19 protein-coding genes are annotated in these 15115 nt (G+C 53.2%); 14 read left to right on the forward strand and 5 right to left on the reverse strand.

Annotated elements, in window-relative coordinates; genetic code table 11:
- Nucleotides 1-3: 3 nt before the first annotated feature.
- Both BLP79_RS01325 and rpe read right to left on the reverse strand, forming a co-directional pair.
- Nucleotides 4-459 carry a universal stress protein gene (locus BLP79_RS01325; RefSeq protein WP_090215664.1) on the reverse strand — a complete coding sequence of 152 codons (456 nt, stop codon included), beginning with the start codon at nucleotides 457-459 and terminating at the stop codon, nucleotides 4-6.
- 278 nt (nucleotides 460-737) lie between these two features.
- Complete coding sequence (gene rpe / locus BLP79_RS01330) at nucleotides 738-1427, reverse strand: ribulose-phosphate 3-epimerase (protein WP_090215040.1); 690 nt, start codon at nucleotides 1425-1427, stop codon at nucleotides 738-740.
- A 193-nt stretch (nucleotides 1428-1620) separates the two neighbouring features.
- On the opposite strand from rpe, the gene phnC reads away from it, so the two are divergent.
- The 5 genes from phnC (at nucleotide 1621) to BLP79_RS01355 (ending at nucleotide 6350) form a co-directional block, all read left to right on the forward strand.
- Nucleotides 1621-2454, forward strand: a complete 834-nt coding sequence (gene phnC / locus BLP79_RS01335; protein ID WP_090215666.1) for a phosphonate ABC transporter ATP-binding protein — start codon at nucleotides 1621-1623, stop codon at nucleotides 2452-2454.
- Between the two features lie 60 nt (nucleotides 2455-2514).
- Complete coding sequence (gene phnD, locus BLP79_RS01340) at nucleotides 2515-3417, forward strand: phosphonate ABC transporter substrate-binding protein (RefSeq protein ID WP_090215042.1); 903 nt, start codon at nucleotides 2515-2517, stop codon at nucleotides 3415-3417.
- Between the two features lie 100 nt (nucleotides 3418-3517).
- A complete protein-coding gene (phnE, locus tag BLP79_RS01345; RefSeq protein WP_090215045.1) occupies nucleotides 3518-4399 on the forward strand; it encodes a phosphonate ABC transporter, permease protein PhnE in 882 nt (293 codons plus the stop codon).
- 12 nt (nucleotides 4400-4411) lie between these two features.
- Complete coding sequence (phnE, locus tag BLP79_RS01350) at nucleotides 4412-5746, forward strand: phosphonate ABC transporter, permease protein PhnE (protein WP_090215047.1); 1335 nt, start codon at nucleotides 4412-4414, stop codon at nucleotides 5744-5746.
- Nucleotides 5739-6350: an LbetaH domain-containing protein gene (locus BLP79_RS01355; protein WP_090215049.1), complete on the forward strand. Its 612-nt coding sequence runs from the start codon at nucleotides 5739-5741 to the stop codon at nucleotides 6348-6350. Before phnE (BLP79_RS01350) ends, BLP79_RS01355 begins: the two co-directional genes overlap by 8 nt.
- Before the next feature lie 130 nt (nucleotides 6351-6480).
- Here BLP79_RS01355 and phnF read toward each other — a convergent pair whose 3' ends face one another.
- Nucleotides 6481-7203, reverse strand: coding sequence for a phosphonate metabolism transcriptional regulator PhnF (phnF, locus tag BLP79_RS01360; protein ID WP_090215051.1), 723 nt, complete (start codon nucleotides 7201-7203; stop codon nucleotides 6481-6483).
- A gap of 121 nt (nucleotides 7204-7324) precedes the next feature.
- On the opposite strand from phnF, the gene phnG reads away from it, so the two are divergent.
- From phnG to phnN, 8 genes are read left to right on the forward strand one after another with little or no spacing between them, the layout of a single operon-like run.
- The gene (phnG, locus tag BLP79_RS01365; protein ID WP_090215053.1) at nucleotides 7325-7777 is read left to right on the forward strand and encodes a phosphonate C-P lyase system protein PhnG; all 453 of its coding nucleotides are present in this window, start codon (nucleotides 7325-7327) and stop codon (nucleotides 7775-7777) included.
- Nucleotides 7778-7779: 2 nt separating this feature from the next.
- Entirely contained in the window at nucleotides 7780-8352 is a 573-nt protein-coding gene (gene phnH / locus BLP79_RS01370) for a phosphonate C-P lyase system protein PhnH (RefSeq protein ID WP_090215055.1), read from the forward strand.
- Between the two features lie 3 nt (nucleotides 8353-8355).
- Nucleotides 8356-9441 carry a carbon-phosphorus lyase complex subunit gene (locus tag BLP79_RS01375; protein WP_090215059.1) on the forward strand — a complete coding sequence of 362 codons (1086 nt, stop codon included), beginning with the start codon at nucleotides 8356-8358 and terminating at the stop codon, nucleotides 9439-9441.
- The gene (locus tag BLP79_RS01380) at nucleotides 9438-9731 is read left to right on the forward strand and encodes a hypothetical protein (protein ID WP_090215062.1); all 294 of its coding nucleotides are present in this window, start codon (nucleotides 9438-9440) and stop codon (nucleotides 9729-9731) included. Before BLP79_RS01375 ends, BLP79_RS01380 begins: the two co-directional genes overlap by 4 nt.
- Before the next feature lies 1 nt (nucleotide 9732).
- Nucleotides 9733-10590, forward strand: coding sequence for an alpha-D-ribose 1-methylphosphonate 5-phosphate C-P-lyase PhnJ (locus BLP79_RS01385; protein ID WP_090215065.1), 858 nt, complete (start codon nucleotides 9733-9735; stop codon nucleotides 10588-10590).
- Nucleotides 10590-11378 (forward strand): phosphonate C-P lyase system protein PhnK, encoded by a 789-nt coding sequence (gene phnK, locus BLP79_RS01390; RefSeq protein WP_232716335.1) that lies wholly within the window; start codon nucleotides 10590-10592, stop codon nucleotides 11376-11378. The genes BLP79_RS01385 and phnK overlap by 1 nt, the downstream gene beginning before the upstream one ends.
- 12 nt (nucleotides 11379-11390) lie before the next feature.
- A complete protein-coding gene (gene phnL / locus BLP79_RS01395; RefSeq protein ID WP_090215068.1) occupies nucleotides 11391-12074 on the forward strand; it encodes a phosphonate C-P lyase system protein PhnL in 684 nt (227 codons plus the stop codon).
- Nucleotides 12074-12628: a phosphonate metabolism protein/1,5-bisphosphokinase (PRPP-forming) PhnN gene (gene phnN / locus BLP79_RS01400; protein ID WP_090215673.1), complete on the forward strand. Its 555-nt coding sequence runs from the start codon at nucleotides 12074-12076 to the stop codon at nucleotides 12626-12628. Before phnL ends, phnN begins: the two co-directional genes overlap by 1 nt.
- Here the strand turns inward: phnN and BLP79_RS01405 are convergent.
- Nucleotides 12610-13293 carry a DUF1045 domain-containing protein gene (locus BLP79_RS01405; protein WP_090215070.1) on the reverse strand — a complete coding sequence of 228 codons (684 nt, stop codon included), beginning with the start codon at nucleotides 13291-13293 and terminating at the stop codon, nucleotides 12610-12612. The genes phnN and BLP79_RS01405 overlap by 19 nt on opposite strands.
- Nucleotides 13294-13345: 52 nt before the next feature.
- Between BLP79_RS01405 and BLP79_RS01410 the strand changes: the two genes are divergently transcribed.
- The gene (locus tag BLP79_RS01410; RefSeq protein WP_090215077.1) at nucleotides 13346-14488 is read left to right on the forward strand and encodes an alpha-D-ribose 1-methylphosphonate 5-triphosphate diphosphatase; all 1143 of its coding nucleotides are present in this window, start codon (nucleotides 13346-13348) and stop codon (nucleotides 14486-14488) included.
- 143 nt (nucleotides 14489-14631) lie between these two features.
- On the opposite strand, the gene BLP79_RS01415 is transcribed toward BLP79_RS01410, so the two are convergent.
- Nucleotides 14632-15108 carry a class I SAM-dependent methyltransferase gene (locus tag BLP79_RS01415; RefSeq protein ID WP_090215080.1) on the reverse strand — a complete coding sequence of 159 codons (477 nt, stop codon included), beginning with the start codon at nucleotides 15106-15108 and terminating at the stop codon, nucleotides 14632-14634.
- Nucleotides 15109-15115 lie beyond the last annotated feature (7 nt).

Genomic DNA, 15115 nt, shown 5'->3' on the forward strand with positions numbered 1-15115 from the left:
ACTTTAGGTGATGGCTTCCAGTTTTTCTTTACTGATGTCGCCGGGGACAATTGTTACGGGTACCGGAAGAGAAGTTGAACCGCGCGACAATTGGCTTACAAGCGGGCCGGGGCCTTTGCGATCGGTGCCTGCGCCTAGCACAAGCACACCGATTTCAGTGTCTTCTTCGATTTGAGCCATTATTTCTGGCAAGGCTTCACCCTCGCGAATGACCAGCTCAGGTTCGATCTGCTGCCGATCCCGCATCCATTTTGCGAAAACTTCAAAGTGCACTTCGATCCGCTCACGGGCTTCTTCCCGCATCACTTCGCCAACGCCAATCCAGTGATTAAATTCATCTGGTGGAATGATCGACAAGATCGTGACACCACCACCGGTATGGGCGGCGCGCATTGCAGCAAAGCGCATGGCGTTCAAACATTCGCGGCTATCATCTAACACGACAAGGAATTTGCGCATATGGCCTCTCAAATCAATTGTGCTTAAATCATGACCTATCAGTGCAAGGCGTGCAATAGAAGGTTTTGCAAGTTTCTCAATCGATTGTCTCAGAAGTAGAGAGCGAAGGCTGCGCCTGCCTTTGTGTTTTGCGCAGAATATTCCACGTGAAACCAATGATGGTCTTGTGGCTTCTCGCTGTATTACGGAGAGAGCCGCAAGCCTGTTCATCAATCTGCTGCCCTGTGATCTCTAAGGGCAGCAGGAACCATGATGCCAGCGAAAGCTGGCTGGCTGCGTTAGGTCAATGTTCCCTCAGCCGCGGCGCGAATGTTTTTGATGTTTTCGCCGTAGATTTCAGGTTGAGAGACTGAACCACCTCGAAAGACTGCGGATCCTGCGACCAGAACGTCTGCTCCAGCTGCGCTCAGCAAGGGCGCAGTTGTTGGGTCTACGCCGCCATCGATTTCAATATGAATAGGGCGATCTCCAATCATTGTGCGCAAACGGCGTACCTTTGCTGTCATGTCGATGAATTTTTGACCACCAAAGCCGGGGTTTACGGTCATGACGCAGACGAGATCCGTGAGGTCTAAAAGATGCTCAATGGCTTCGGCTGGTGTGCCCGGGTTTAGAGCAACGCCCGCCTTCATATCTGCTGCACGGATAGCTTGTAGTGTGCGGTGGATATGCGGACCCGCTTCAATATGTGCGGTCAAAACATCTGCCCCAGCATCCGCATAGGCGTCGATATAGGGGTCAACAGGTGCGATCATCAGGTGCACATCCATTACGGTTTTCACATGAGGACGAAATGATTTCACCGCTTGTGGTCCAAACGTCAGATTTGGCACAAAATGCCCATCCATGACATCTACATGGACCCAATCCGCGCCCTGTGCCTCGATAGCTTGGATTTCCTGACCAAAGTTGGCGAAATCAGCGGAGAGGATTGACGGGGCGATTTTGATCTTGCGGTCAAATGACATGCTTTGGCTCCTTGCATAGAGGTGCTGAACTGAAGGTTCAGCTGCTCCTATAGCGCTTCATCGCTTTGGTGCACAGATATCTATGACGGATTCTTCTGCGCTGTCGTTTGTGGTTACAAAACTTTCATTGCGAGGACACAAAACCTTTGGCTGCGGGGATTAGACAGCGCCTCAGAGTTCGATGGGGGCTGTGATGCTGCAGATACAAAAACTGACCAAACGGTTTGGTGACAAGCTGGCGGTAGATACTGCAAATCTGATGATTGATAAGCCGTGTATGATTGGAATTATCGGTCGCTCTGGTGCCGGTAAATCGACGCTGCTGCGGATGGTCAATCGTCTGGCCGCCCCAACGGATGGTGCAATCTTGTTCGAAGGGCGAGATGTGACGGCGCTGACAGGTCATCAGAAACGCATGTGGCAATCGCAATGCGCCATGATCTTTCAGCAGTTTAATCTGGTTCCTCGTATGGATGTTGTTTCTAACGTGCTGCATGGCACCTTGAATCGCCGCAGCACGCTGTCGACCTTGTTCAATCTTTACCCAGCTGACGATATTCATCGCGCAATCGATATCCTGGAACGCCTTGGTATTGCGGAACATGCGCCAAAACGCGCTGAAGCGCTGTCTGGTGGGCAGCAACAACGCGTCGCGATTGCGCGTGCTCTGATGCAGGATCCAAAGATTATTTTGGCGGACGAACCTATTGCCTCTTTGGATCCAATGAATGCGCAAACAGTCATGCAGGCTTTGCGCCGCATCCATGAAGAAGATGGCCGCACCGTTATCGCAAACTTGCATACGCTTGATACGGCGCGCCGCTATTGTGATCGCGTGGTTGGCATGCGTGATGGGCGCATTGTCTTCGACGGCCTGCCCGAGCAGCTGACCACAGGCGTTGCGCGCGAAATCTATGGAGCCAGCGCTGACTTTTCCGAGGCGGCGACCTCTACCGAGATCGAGACCTTGGATAAATCCCATACCGGGGCCACTAGGCCCTCTGCGGCAACGGTTCCTGCCGAATAGACCTGTTTTCATCCCCCGGGGTGAAGTGCTCTGGGGTCATTAACCTGGAGTGCTTCTGAGATGAAAAAAGTAATCGCGGCCGTTCTGGCCACAACCGCCCTGACGACACCTGTTTTTGCGGAAGGTATCAGCGAATTCCGTATCGGTATTCTGGGGGGCGAAAACGCTCAAGACCGTTTGAACAACAACGAATGCCTGCGTCAGTACACCGAAGAAACATTAGGTGTAGAGGCAAAGCTGTTCGCACCTGCTGACTATAACGGTGTGATCCAAGGCCTTCTGGGCGGCACCATCGATATGGCATGGCTGGGCGCATCGTCTTATGCGAAAACCTTCCTCTCTGATCCTGAAGCAGTTGAACCAGTTTTGGTTAAGTACAATCTGGATGGGGGCTACGGTTATCATTCTATTGGTTTTGCCCGTAAAGATGCGGCAATCGCCTCACTGGAAGATATGAAGGGCAAAACCTTTGGTTTTGGCGATCCAAATTCTACTTCCGGCTATCTGATCCCTTCTATTGAGATCCCAGGTCAGATCAATGCCACCATGGAAAGCGGCGATTACTTTGGTGATGTGAAATTCACTGGAGGCCACGAGCAGACCATCGTTGCAGTGAACAACGGTGACGTTGATGGCGGTGTCACTTGGGCAGATGGCCTTGGTGAATGGGAAGATGGTTTCAACTCAGGCGCGCTGCGCCGTGCGGTTGATGCAGGTTTGGTTGATATGAACGATCTGGTCATGATCTGGAAATCCGCGCCCATCCCAGAAGGTCCAATTGTTCTGCGCAAAGAACTGCCTGCTGATGTCAAAGAAAAGATGACCGCATTGGTCGCCGCCCTGCATGAAACAGATCAAGATTGTTTCTATGGCGTTGCTGCAGGTGAAGCGCTGGCCTTCAAGCCAATTGATCACAAAGCGTATGAAGTGATCATTGAAGCACGAAAGCTGAAATCCAAGTAATTTTAGCCCCTACGTCTGCGGGGTTCGGGTTTAGGCCTGAGCCCCGTAATTTCTGTTTGTCCCGTTTGGTACGGGTAACTATTTGACTGGACTTTTCCCGATGGCAGATCTGACAGCAGCGCCTACACAGACAGTGGAGATACGCGAGAGCTACCTTGCTATGACGCAGCGCAAACGTGTCTATGGCGCTATTTTGCTGGTGTTTTTTGTGGCAATGATGGTTGCTGGTTTTCAGACCGCTGATGCGCGCAATGCGGGTGGCTTTTGGGATGGGATCACACGGATCTTTGACTATCCCACCGAAGTATTGAGCGAAGCGTGGGAAAAGGCATCTGAGCTGCCCGGTCATATTGCACACTTCTTCCCGGCCTTGATCGAGACTTTGAATATCGCAGCAGCCTCTACGCTATTTGGAGCGATGCTGGGAACGGTTCTATCGCTTTTGTCGATCCGAGGATTGGCGCGCTGGCCGCGCCTTATTCCTATATTTCGCCGGGTCATGGATATCTGCCGTGCTGTGCCCGAGATTGTTATTGCATTGGTTTTGATCTTTCTTTTAGGCGGCGGCCCAGTGCCTGCGATGATTGCAATTGCCATTCACACAGCGGGTGCGCTGGGTAAATTGTTTTCTGAAGTGAATGAAAACGCCTCCCTTAAGCCAGTCGAAGGGTTGGCTTCTGTTGGCGCCACCTGGATTCAACGCATGTATCTGGGCGTTATTCCACAGGTCGGGCCAAACTATGTTTCCTATGCGCTGTTGCGATTTGAAATCAATATCCGGGCCTCTGCGATCCTCGGTTTCGTTGGAGCAGGCGGTGTGGGTTACGAGCTGAAAAATGCGATGTCCTGGGGGAAGGGGCGGTATGATGAAGCTGCTGCTATCTTTATTTTGCTGTTTGTGACGATTGTTGTGGTCGACCAGCTGTCAGGCATTTTGCGTGATCGATTGACACATGGCACGCGTAGCGGCGCACAGGCTTAAAGGAGAGGTTCTATGACACATACGGATATTTCATCTGAACCGCACATGCATCTAAAAGCTGACATGACGAGATTGTTTCACAGGAAACGCCTTATCAACTTTGCCTTGCCATTGCTGCTGCTCTCATATCTGACTTATGTCTTCTTTGCGTTTGATGTGCCTGACCTCTGGGCGAAAGCGAGCTGGAAAAATGCCAACACGTTGGTGAGTGACAGTTATAGTTATAAAACGCATGTGACGCGTGACAATCGCAACGGTGAAGTGCGCGTCGCGATTGAGGGAGAGCGAAAGGGAGCTTATCCAGCAGGTGAAGCTCCGGCTTGGGTTGCGCTTGGAGAAACCACTGTCATTGATCTGCAAAATGGCCATGAAGTGATTTTTGGGCCTGAAACCATCCGCTATACGATTCCGGGGTATGGGGTCGTGCGCGCGACGCCAAGCCGTAGTGCGGGCGTGCAGGCTGAATTGCCTGCTGGAGAGGTGCCAGAGTGGATTAACGCTTCGAAAAACCGGTTGAGCATCACGACGGATGCAGGACGTTTGACCATCACGCGAAACAGAGCCGAGGTTTTTCGTTATTTTACGGGGTGGGAGCTGTTCTTTTTCACGCTTGATAGCCCCTATCATGGGATGGGTCCCGTTGCTTTGCTGCAGCATGCTGCGCAGGGAGAGGCTGGCGCAATTTGGGACGCATTTTGGAACAATAAGATGTGGCGCCATGCTGATGTTGCCTGGGCGATGGGCGAAACCCTCCTGATGGCCGTATTGGGCACTTTTGGAGCCGGAATTGTTGCACTGCCTGTTGCATTTCTTGCGACACGGAATTTCATGCCACTGCGAAGCTTGCGGTTTGCAACACGGCGCCTGTTTGATTTTCTGCGCGGGGTGGATTCATTGATCTGGACGGTGGTGCTTGCACGTGCCTTTGGGCCGGGGCCTCTGACAGGTGCGCTGGCAATTTTGATCACAGACACTGGGACGTTTGGGAAGATTTTCTCAGAAGCATTGGAAAACGTTGATCAAAAGCAAATCGAAGGCGTACAATCCACCGGAGCAAAACCGCTGCAACGTTATCGCTTTGGGGTCATTCCTCAGATCACCCCTGTTTTGCTGAGTCAGCTGCTTTATTTTCTTGAATCAAACACGCGCAGCGCGACGATTATCGGTGCGATCACGGGCGGCGGTATTGGCCTGTTGCTGACGCAGGCGATTATCACCCAAAAAGACTGGGAAGAGGTCGCCTATTATATGGTTCTCATCGTTTTGATGGTCATGGTTATGGATTGGTTTTCGGGCTGGTTGCGTCGCCGTTTGATCACTGGTGAAACGGAAAGCGCGAATGGCTAGGCTGGGAGAGGAGCCATTCCTTCATGAAGGATGTGTGAGTAACGCAAGCCATTTTGGCCGGTTCGTGGAGATTGGGGCGCAGACACGCCTGAACAATGTGTCATTTGATGATTATTCTTATTGTGATCGTCTGTGTGACTTGGCGAATGTGCGGATTGGAAAATTTGCTAATATTGCCAGCATGGTGCGTGTGGGGGCCACTGATCACCCGATGACGCGGGCCTCACAGCACCATTTTCTCTATCGCTCTGCGTCTTATTGGGACGATACAGAGGACGATGCGCGCTGGTTCCAGCACCGTGCCAGCCGTCTTGCCCATATTGGCCATGACAGTTGGATTGGGCATGGGGCGTTGATCAAACCTGAGGTGACGATCGGGATCGGCGCGGTTGTGGCGTCAGGAGCGGTGGTGACCAAAGATGTTGCGCCTTATGCGATAGTAGGTGGCAATACAGCACGCTTGATACGGTATCGGTTTGCCCCGGATGAAATCAGCACCTTGTTGCAGATCGCGTGGTGGGATTGGTCGCATGAGCGTTTACGCCAAGCGCTTCCTGATTTTAGAGCACTGCCAATCAAGACGTTTCTTGAGAAGTACAGCTAAGGCCTTTGTCGCGCAAAGGCGGGGCTCCCGCGCCTCAGGCTCGTCCTGATAGGGCGAGCCTATGCGCCTTGGGCTTGGCAGATCGCTGTGTGATCTGCGTGCGTATGTATGGAATGTGTTGTAAGGTGAATTAAGCCTCTAACGCCTCTCCATCAACCGTGAGCGCGATCCGGTTGCCCGCAAAATAGGTGATGCCGTATTCGATGGGTGTTCCCGACAGATCTGCGTTGACGCATTCAGACCGTAATAATGGGTCACCTTCTGTCAGTCGGAGATGACCTGCCTGAATCGGAGACGCTGAGATGGCTGTAATACGCGTCCAGACGCGTGTGTAATCGTTCAGGCCCAGTGCGTGAAATGTTGCGGTTACAGATTTCGTGTCGCGGTGAATTTTAGGGAGGTCTGGAAAGCGTTCTGCATCAAAACAGCTTTGGCTGAGACCAACTGGCTGCCCATCCACGAAAGACAGTGCGTCGCAGATGTGGATGAGGGTTCCGGCTGAGACCTGTAATGCTTCGGCTTCTTTTGGGTCCGCGCTACGTGTTGTAATGGCGAGCTGCTCACCACCCGGAATGTGCCCAGCCGCCCGAAGGCTTTGACGAAACCTTACACGTTTTCCAAGGGGATAGTCAGCAGGTGTCGTCGCGACAAAGACACCCGCGCCACGCCGAGCGTGCAAAAGACCTTGTTCAGAAAGCTCTGCAAGTGCGCGCCTTACGGTGTGTCGGTTTACGCCAAATTGCGCGGACAGCTGTGCCTCTGAGGGGAGTTTTGCACCCGTTGCATAGCGCCCGTCCGCAATGTCGCGGGTTAGGGATTGAGCGATGGATTTCCAGATTGCGGTTCGGGCCATTGGGGCGTCCTCAGAAACTGTCGCGAAAGATTTACAAATCCCTGATTGCCAGGAAGAAGTCTCTGCATTAAAATTTGTATAGTTGTCTATATTATGTAGACAAGTTTGCCAAGAGGTAGAAATGACAACAGCTTCTGATCAAACTCCGCGACAGGCTTGGTTGAGCGTGTTGGCAACCGCAGATGCGGCGCAACTACAAGGGCTTTGGCACGAGAGTGGTTTTACACCTGAATTTGATTGGCTGCGGGCGCCGGAAGTGGGTGCGGTTATGACGCGCGCCCGCATGGGCGGGACAGGTGCGCCGTTTAATCTGGGTGAGATGACGGTGACTCGCTGTGCGCTCACGTTGCCAGATGGAACAGTGGGCCATGGTTATGTGCAGGGGCGCGACAAAGTAAAAGCTGAGACTGTGGCTTTGATTGATGCGCTGATGCAGGGCTCCCGCGCGCATATTCTTGATGAGGTTATTTTGGCGCCGTTGCGCAAAGCGCGTCACGCGCGAAAGCGCGTGCGGGCAGAAAAGGCCGCGGCCACCAAGGTTGATTTCTTTACATTGGTGCGAGGAGAGGACTGATCATGGGGGCACATGTATTTTCAGGCGGTTTTGCTGATCCAGCTGTTGATGCAGCGCGTGCGTTTCGCACTGTGATGTCTGTGCTTGCGCGTCCTGGAGAGGTGCAGAACCTTGCAGGAGGGGAGCCGCCGCAGGGGCTTTCTTGTGCTGCAGGCACATTGCTGTTGACCCTTTGTGACCCCGAGACGGGCATTTTTTTGGCGCCAGATGTGGATCGAGCCGAGGTGAGAGATTGGCTGACGTTTCACACAAATGCACCTTTTGTATCGGCCGAGGAAGCTGATTTCGCAGTAGGTGGCTGGTACGAATTGATGCCCTTGACCCAATATAGAACCGGGACCGCTGAATATCCGGATCAATCGGCAACCTTGATTGTCGAGAGCTCGGTGCAAGGTGCGAAAAACGCGATTTTGCAAGGACCAGGCATCAATGAACGAGCTGAGATGGCTCTGCCCGATATCGCGCGGTTTCAGCACAATGCAACACTCTATCCGCAGGGGCTGGATTTCTTCTTTACGTATGGCAGTCAGATTTATGCTCTGCCCCGTTCAACGCATGTGACACCAAAGGGGTAAGCGATGTATGTTGCAGTTAAGGGGGGCGAACGGGCGATTGACAATGCGCATGCCTGGCTCGCAGAGGAACGCCGGGGAGACCTTGCTGTTGCGGAGCTGAGCCTTGCGCAAATCCGTGAACAATTACGTCTTTCGGTCAATCGGGTGATGGCTGAAGGGTCGTTGTTTGATCCCGATCTTGCCGCACTCGCCATTAAACAAGCCCGTGGTGATTTGATCGAAGCGATTTTTCTGATCCGCGCCTATCGTACCACCTTGCCCCGATTTGGGTATTCGTATCCCGTGGACACAGGGCGCATGACCTGTGATCGTCGGATCTCGGCCACGTTTAAGGATGCGCCGGGGGGGCAGGTTCTGGGGCCGACCTTTGATTACACCCACCGTTTATTAGATTTTAAATTGGCAGCGGACGGCGGTGAAGTGGCAAAAGCTACGACTGCAACAGCAAGAGAGGATGACACGCCGCACATTGCGTCAATGCTTCAGGCTGAGAATATCCTGCAGGAAGAGCCGCATTCTGACCAGGAGCCAAAAGACATAACGCGCAGGCCGATGTCTTTTCCAAGTGACCGTGCAACGCGCTTGCAAGCGCTTGCCCGTGGCGACGAAGGGTTTTTGCTGGGGCTCGCTTATTCAACGCAGCGCGGATATGCGCGCAATCACGCGTTTGTAGGTGAGCTACGGATTGGGCGTGTTCCTGTCGAAATGGAGATTCCAGAGCTTGGGTTTTCCATCGAAATTGGTGAGGTCGAGCTTAGCGAATGTGAGACCGTGAACCAGTTTAAGGGCTCAAAAACCGAACCGCCCCAATTCACGCGTGGCTATGGTTTGGTGTTTGGGCAAGCAGAACGCAAGGCGATCGCGGTTGCCTTGGTTGATCGCGCTTTGCGATGGCAAGAGCTTGGCGAAGATAACCTTGGTGCTGTCTCTCAAGACGAGGAATTCGTCTTGAGCCATTGTGATAATATTCAGGCGACAGGGTTTCTGGAGCATATCAAGTTGCCGCACTACGTTGATTTCCAAGCAGAGTTGGAGCTGGTGCGTAAACTACGGGCGAATAGCATGACCGACGAGGAGAACGAAGCATGACGCTGTTAATCTCCACCACTGTCTCCACCATCAAAACCTCCGCTGCTCCCACTGTCAGTTGTCCAGGCACCGCCGGGTTCATACGGGCAGATCTGGGAGGATTTTTTTGTACCATCGGCTTCCACCCAAGCCCAGCTCCCATCATTTTTCTGGTGCAGGCTTTTTCGGCGCGCCTGTGTTCGCTGATGAGAGCGAAAAAGAAAGAAGCAGATCGCAACTGCGATGGCGAGGAACATCAGTTCAAACATGTAATGGGCCTTCTATTTGGTCAGAAAAAAGTTGAGGTCTAAAATGTCTGATTACAACTTTGCATATCTGGATGAGCAGACCAAGCGTATGATCCGCCGCGCCATCTTGAAAGGGCTTGCGATACCCGGCTATCAGGTGCCTTTTGCCAGCCGGGAAATGCCAATGCCCTACGGGTGGGGAACTGGCGGCGTTCAGGTGTCAGCCGCAACATTGACGCCCGAAGACACCTTGAAGGTGATCGACCAAGGCGCGGATGACACAACAAATGCGGTTTCTATTCGCAAATTCTTTGAAAACACGGCAGGGATTGTCACCACTGAAGAGACAACCAAGGCGAGCGTCATTCAGACACGCCACCGTATTCCTGAAACGGACCTGAACGAAGACCAGATCCTTGTATATCAGGTGCCTATTCCTGAACCCCTACGGTTCCTTGAGCCACGAGAGACCGAGACCCGTAAGATGCACAGTCTGCAGGAATACGGTTTGATGCATGTAAAGTTATACGAAGACATCAGCCAACATGGGGCAATTGCAACATCTTATGCCTATCCGGTGAAAGTTGCAGGCCGTTATGTGATGGATCCGTCGCCAATCCCAAAGTTTGACAATCCAAAATTGACGATGGCTGCAATCCAATTGTTTGGTGCGGGCCGGGAGCAGCGTATCTATGCGCTTCCTCCCTATACCGAGGTGGTTTCTCTGGATTTTGACGACTACCCATTTGAAGCCAGTAAAGCGGCTCACACATGTGATCTGTGTGGAGCAGAACACAGCTATCTGGATGAGGTTATTCTCGATGATGAGGGTAACCGTATGTTCGTGTGCTCAGATACAGATTTTTGCGCGAAGCGGCAAAGCGCTGGGCACAAAGGCCGTTTGGCCGGGGAGGTCGCGTGATGGATGAGACGTTGATGGATCAACCATTGTTGCAAGTGAGAGACCTTGCAAAGAATTACGGCGCTCGGATTGGCTGTGCGTCGGTGTCGTTTGACCTATTCCCCGGCGAAGTAATGGGGATCGTTGGGGAGAGTGGCTCAGGCAAATCAACGCTTTTGAACTGCATGGCGGGGCATGTTTCACCGGACGCTGGTAAAGTGCTTTTTTCGACGCGGGCTGATGGTTTGGTGGATACCGTTACTATGGCAGAAGCTGAACGTCGGATGCTTGCGCGGACTGATTGGGCCTTTGTGCATCAACATGCGCGCGATGGTTTGCGGATGAATGTAAGCGCAGGCGGCAATATCGGAGAGCGACTGATGGCTGTGGGCGCGCGCCATTATGGTGATATCCGTGATCAAGCCACGGATTGGCTGTCACGAGTGGAAATTCAGGGCAATCGTATCGACGACCGTCCGAGCGCCTTTTCCGGTGGGATGCAGCAACGTTTGCAAATCGCGCGCAATCTTGTGACGCAGCCGCGGCTGGTTTTCATGGATGAGCCAACAGGTGGTTTGGATGTGAGTGTACAGGCGCGCCTGTTAGATCTGTTGCGAGGTTTGGTCCGCGAATTCGGTCTGAGCGCGATCATCGTGACCCATGATCTTGCGGTGGTGCGGTTGCTTGCGGATCGCTTGATGGTGATGAAAGACGGCCATGTGGTTGAAAGTGGGTTAACCGATCAGGTGCTGGATGATCCACAGCACGCCTATACACAGCTTTTGGTCTCTAGCGTGCTACAGGTTTGAGGAGAGAGAGCAGTGATTGAACTTATCAACGTCAGTAAAAGTTTCACGTTGCACAATCAGGGCAGTGCTGTGATCCCCGTGATGGAACATGCAAACTTAAAGGTGGCTGCAGGTGAGTGTGTTGGGCTTATCGGAGCCTCTGGCGCAGGTAAATCCACACTCATGCGCTTGATTTATGGAAATTATCTTGCGGCTGCGGGGCAAATAGAGATTGGAACAGTAGATGTTGCACAAGCAGCGCCACGTGAAATTCTGACGCTTCGACGTGATACCCTAGGCTATGTGAGCCAATTTTTACGGGTCGTGCCACGGGTGGCCACTTTGGATGTAGTCGCAGAGCCGTTGCTGGCGCTTGGGGTTGCAGTCGATGAGGCGCAAGCACGAGCGGCAGAATTATTGACAAAGTTGAATATACCCGAACGGCTATGGGGGCTTTCTCCGACGACGTTTTCCGGTGGCGAACAGCAGCGCGTCAATATTGCAAGGGGGTTTGCCCATACTTATCCAGCGCTTTTGCTGGATGAACCAACTGCCAGCCTTGATGCCGAAAATCGCGCGACGGTGTTGTCTTTGATTATCGACGCCAAATCACGTGGTGCGGCAATCATTGGGATCTTTCATGATGAAGCGGCGCGCAATGCGGTCTGTGACAGGTTTGTAGATGTCTCAGACTTCACGCCCAGTCGGGTGGCATGATGTCTGAACTTGGCCCTGTTATCGCGGTTGTCGGTCCCTCTGGAGTTGGCAAAGACAGTTTAATGCTTGCGCTGGCTCAGGCCGAGCCACGGCTAAGTCTGCTCAAACGGGTGATTACAAGAACTCCGGATGCTGGTGGTGAAGAGTATCAAGCTGTTTCGGAGGCTGTATTTCAGGATTTGCAAGAGACTGGAGCCTTCGCGCTTCATTGGCAAGCGCATGGTTTGTACTACGGGTTGCCAGCGGCGGACCTCCAGCGCCAGCGCTGCGAGGGCGGCGGTGTGTTGGTGAACTTCTCACGCGCGGTTTTGCTGGAAGCTCAGGCCCTGTTTGATCCGTTTGTCGTTTTTTCAGTGACCGCGACGCCAGATGTGCTGGCCGCGCGGCTAAAGATGCGAGATCGCGAAACGAAGAGCGAGCAGCTGTTGCGTCTTGCGCGGGCGACAAAACCTTTACCGGACGGTCTGTTGCAGGTGATTGAAATCGACAACAGCGGCTCACTTGATGCGGCTGTCATGGCCGCGCAGCACGCTCTTTACCCGCCAAGAGGATAACGATGGATCATATGAAACTGTCCATCCTCAGCCTCGCCAACCAGTGCGATCTCATTGATCTCAAAGGGGGCGGGCAGATACGGGACCAGATGATGCCGAAGTGCGGTTTCAATCGCGGAAAGCTCGGCCTTGGGGCGTTTCCCTGTCAACGTGATATGAAATTTGAATTGATCAAGCACGTAGGGATATCCCCAGCGCAGCAAATGCGCATCTTGCGTCGCCGTCAATCCACCAGCGCGTCGTTTGGCGATCTCGGTATCGCTGGCCGGGGCACGAAACGCATCCAATGTGGTGACGCAGGTCGCCGCAAACTCTGCCAGAGCGGTTTCGTCACCGATTGTGCGCAATGCGAGGAAACGACCAAGTCGCGCAAGCTCAAGCCCGTTAAGCGTGACAGGAGACAAACCGTTGGCCAGGGTTTCACAGGCTTCGGTCAGCTCGGTCAAACTCATGTCATCGGCCAAGCGAAACGGCGGTTTCAAAGTGGCATGAAGCCCGTATTTGCGCGGCGTCTGGGTGATGCCAGATATGTCCAAGTTCGAAATTGTCGGATGCGGAATATGTGTTCCTTGCTCCATATCCCACCCCAGCCAATGCGAGGCGCGCTGTCCCCAGATGCTCCCCTTTGGAGGGGTATAATAAATCGCGTATCGCGTGAATGTCACATTGGCCTCCTATGTCTGGCCGAGCACATAGCCTGAAAGGTGTAATGATCAGATGACAGATGAAATGATCTTTGCCAATGCGATCCTAGTTTTGCCGGATGAAACATTGCATGGCAGTGTGAAAGTGCAAAATGGTGAAATCGTGGATATCGCTACGGGTGTGAACGCCCCCAAAGGCGCCTTGGACTGCGAAGGCGATTTCCTGGCACCCGGATTGGTGGAGTTGCATACAGATAACTTAGAACGCCATATTCAACCCCGCCCGAGTGTCGACTGGCCACATGCGGCAGCGATTATGGCCCATGATGCAGAACTGGCTGGCTGCGGTATTACGACTGTTTTTGATGCGCTGCGCGTTGGCTCGATCGTCAAGAATGAAGCGCGCTACGGGAAATATGCACGGGATCTGACAAATGAGCTTTGGCAATTGCGCGCGCAACAGGTCTTAAAAATCAGCCATTTTCTACATCTTCGGGCGGAGGTCTGCTCTGAAACGCTTGTGGCGGAGCTGAATGAATTTACCGGGGATGATCGTGTAGGTCTTGTTTCATTGATGGATCATACTCCAGGTCAACGGCAGTTTCGCGATATCTCCAAACTGGAAGCCTATGTGAAGGGCAAACATGGGTTTGATGACGCCGGATTTCAGGCGCATGTTCAGTCCCTGAAAGAAATGCGGGCCACTTATGGCGAAAAGCATGAGAAAGTGACGGTTGCTGCGGCCTCTCGTTTTGGCGCCGTACTTGCCAGTCATGATGACACAACCGAAGAGCAGGTATCCGTGTCAGCAGGCTATGGTATTCGTCTTGCGGAGTTTCCAACAACTGTTGAGGCGGCAAGAGCCTGTCGCGCGCATGAGATAAAGGTTATGATGGGAGCCCCCAACCTGGTTCGTGGGGGATCGCATTCGGGCAATGTTGCGGCGCGTGATCTGGCTGAGCTAGAGCTGTTGGATATTGTTTCGTCTGACTATGTGCCTGCAGCCTTGCTGATGTCAGCCATTTTACTGGGTGACATATGGGGAGATATGGCACGTGGATTGGCGACAGTGACCCAGACACCGGCTGATGCGGTGAATTTATCGGATAGAGGCCGGATTGCGTTGGGGAAACGCGCTGATCTCATACGCTTTCGTGTGCAAGATCAGACACCCGTGCTGCGTGGTGTGTGGTCACGTGGGCAGCGCGTGGCTTAGAGGCAAACGGGGGGAGCTCCCGCCCCCCATTGCCAGCTTTGAAAAGTAGGCTGGGCGTTGGGCCAAGCGCCGCGCGAGACGCGCGGCGGCTGCGATCAGGCGAGCGCCACATTGCACTGTTTTGCGCGCGGCAACTGGCTGATTTATAGATGGTAAAAATGGTAGCGATCTTTTGGGATACCCTGCGGTCCTGCGATCGGGGTTAAGCCCACTAAGGGCTGCCCGGAAATGATCAGGCCGTTGGGTTGCATCACACGCGCAATTAAGGGTGAGAGGCGGGCGGCTTCGGCCACATCTTTTTCTTTGACACCAAAACCAAAGTCATAATGCGCCAGTGCAATCTTATGCCCGGAGGCGGCCAGTTTTTCCAGCATTGGTTCCGCTTCACCTTGAAGGAAATCTTCTGCAGGGGGCACGCAGGACGGATGGCATTTGAGAACACGGTCAATCACCCAGACGCGGCGATTGGGGAACAATTCACGCAGGTGATCATACGTGCGCCCGTTGCCAAGCCCCATGTCCAGAATATCACCTTCTGAAGCGGCGATATGGTCTGCGCTCCAGTTCAACCCATCGCGTTGGGCTGTAAATCTGCGCAGCATGCTATCAAGTCGGCTCATGTCAGGT

Source organism: Epibacterium ulvae (assembly GCF_900102795.1).
Lineage (GTDB): Bacteria > Pseudomonadota > Alphaproteobacteria > Rhodobacterales > Rhodobacteraceae > Epibacterium > Epibacterium ulvae.

Coding starts and splice junctions, on each gene's coding strand:
- phnD (WP_090215042.1), top strand. CDS start 2,515: ATGAAAAAAGTAATCGCGGCCGTTCTGGCCACAACCGCCCTGACGACA.
- rpe (WP_090215040.1), bottom strand. CDS start 1,427: ATGTCATTTGACCGCAAGATCAAAATCGCCCCGTCAATCCTCTCCGCT.
- BLP79_RS01375 (WP_090215059.1), top strand. CDS start 8,356: ATGTATGTTGCAGTTAAGGGGGGCGAACGGGCGATTGACAATGCGCAT.
- BLP79_RS01410 (WP_090215077.1), top strand. CDS start 13,346: ATGACAGATGAAATGATCTTTGCCAATGCGATCCTAGTTTTGCCGGAT.
- BLP79_RS01325 (WP_090215664.1), bottom strand. CDS start 459: ATGCGCAAATTCCTTGTCGTGTTAGATGATAGCCGCGAATGTTTGAAC.
- phnH (WP_090215055.1), top strand. CDS start 7,780: ATGGGGGCACATGTATTTTCAGGCGGTTTTGCTGATCCAGCTGTTGAT.
- phnE (WP_090215047.1), top strand. CDS start 4,412: ATGACACATACGGATATTTCATCTGAACCGCACATGCATCTAAAAGCT.
- phnE (WP_090215045.1), top strand. CDS start 3,518: ATGGCAGATCTGACAGCAGCGCCTACACAGACAGTGGAGATACGCGAG.
- BLP79_RS01355 (WP_090215049.1), top strand. CDS start 5,739: ATGGCTAGGCTGGGAGAGGAGCCATTCCTTCATGAAGGATGTGTGAGT.
- BLP79_RS01415 (WP_090215080.1), bottom strand. CDS start 15,108: ATGAGCCGACTTGATAGCATGCTGCGCAGATTTACAGCCCAACGCGAT.
- BLP79_RS01385 (WP_090215065.1), top strand. CDS start 9,733: ATGTCTGATTACAACTTTGCATATCTGGATGAGCAGACCAAGCGTATG.
- phnG (WP_090215053.1), top strand. CDS start 7,325: ATGACAACAGCTTCTGATCAAACTCCGCGACAGGCTTGGTTGAGCGTG.
- phnC (WP_090215666.1), top strand. CDS start 1,621: ATGCTGCAGATACAAAAACTGACCAAACGGTTTGGTGACAAGCTGGCG.
- phnK (WP_232716335.1), top strand. CDS start 10,590: ATGGATGAGACGTTGATGGATCAACCATTGTTGCAAGTGAGAGACCTT.
- phnN (WP_090215673.1), top strand. CDS start 12,074: ATGTCTGAACTTGGCCCTGTTATCGCGGTTGTCGGTCCCTCTGGAGTT.
- phnF (WP_090215051.1), bottom strand. CDS start 7,203: ATGGCCCGAACCGCAATCTGGAAATCCATCGCTCAATCCCTAACCCGC.
- BLP79_RS01380 (WP_090215062.1), top strand. CDS start 9,438: ATGACGCTGTTAATCTCCACCACTGTCTCCACCATCAAAACCTCCGCT.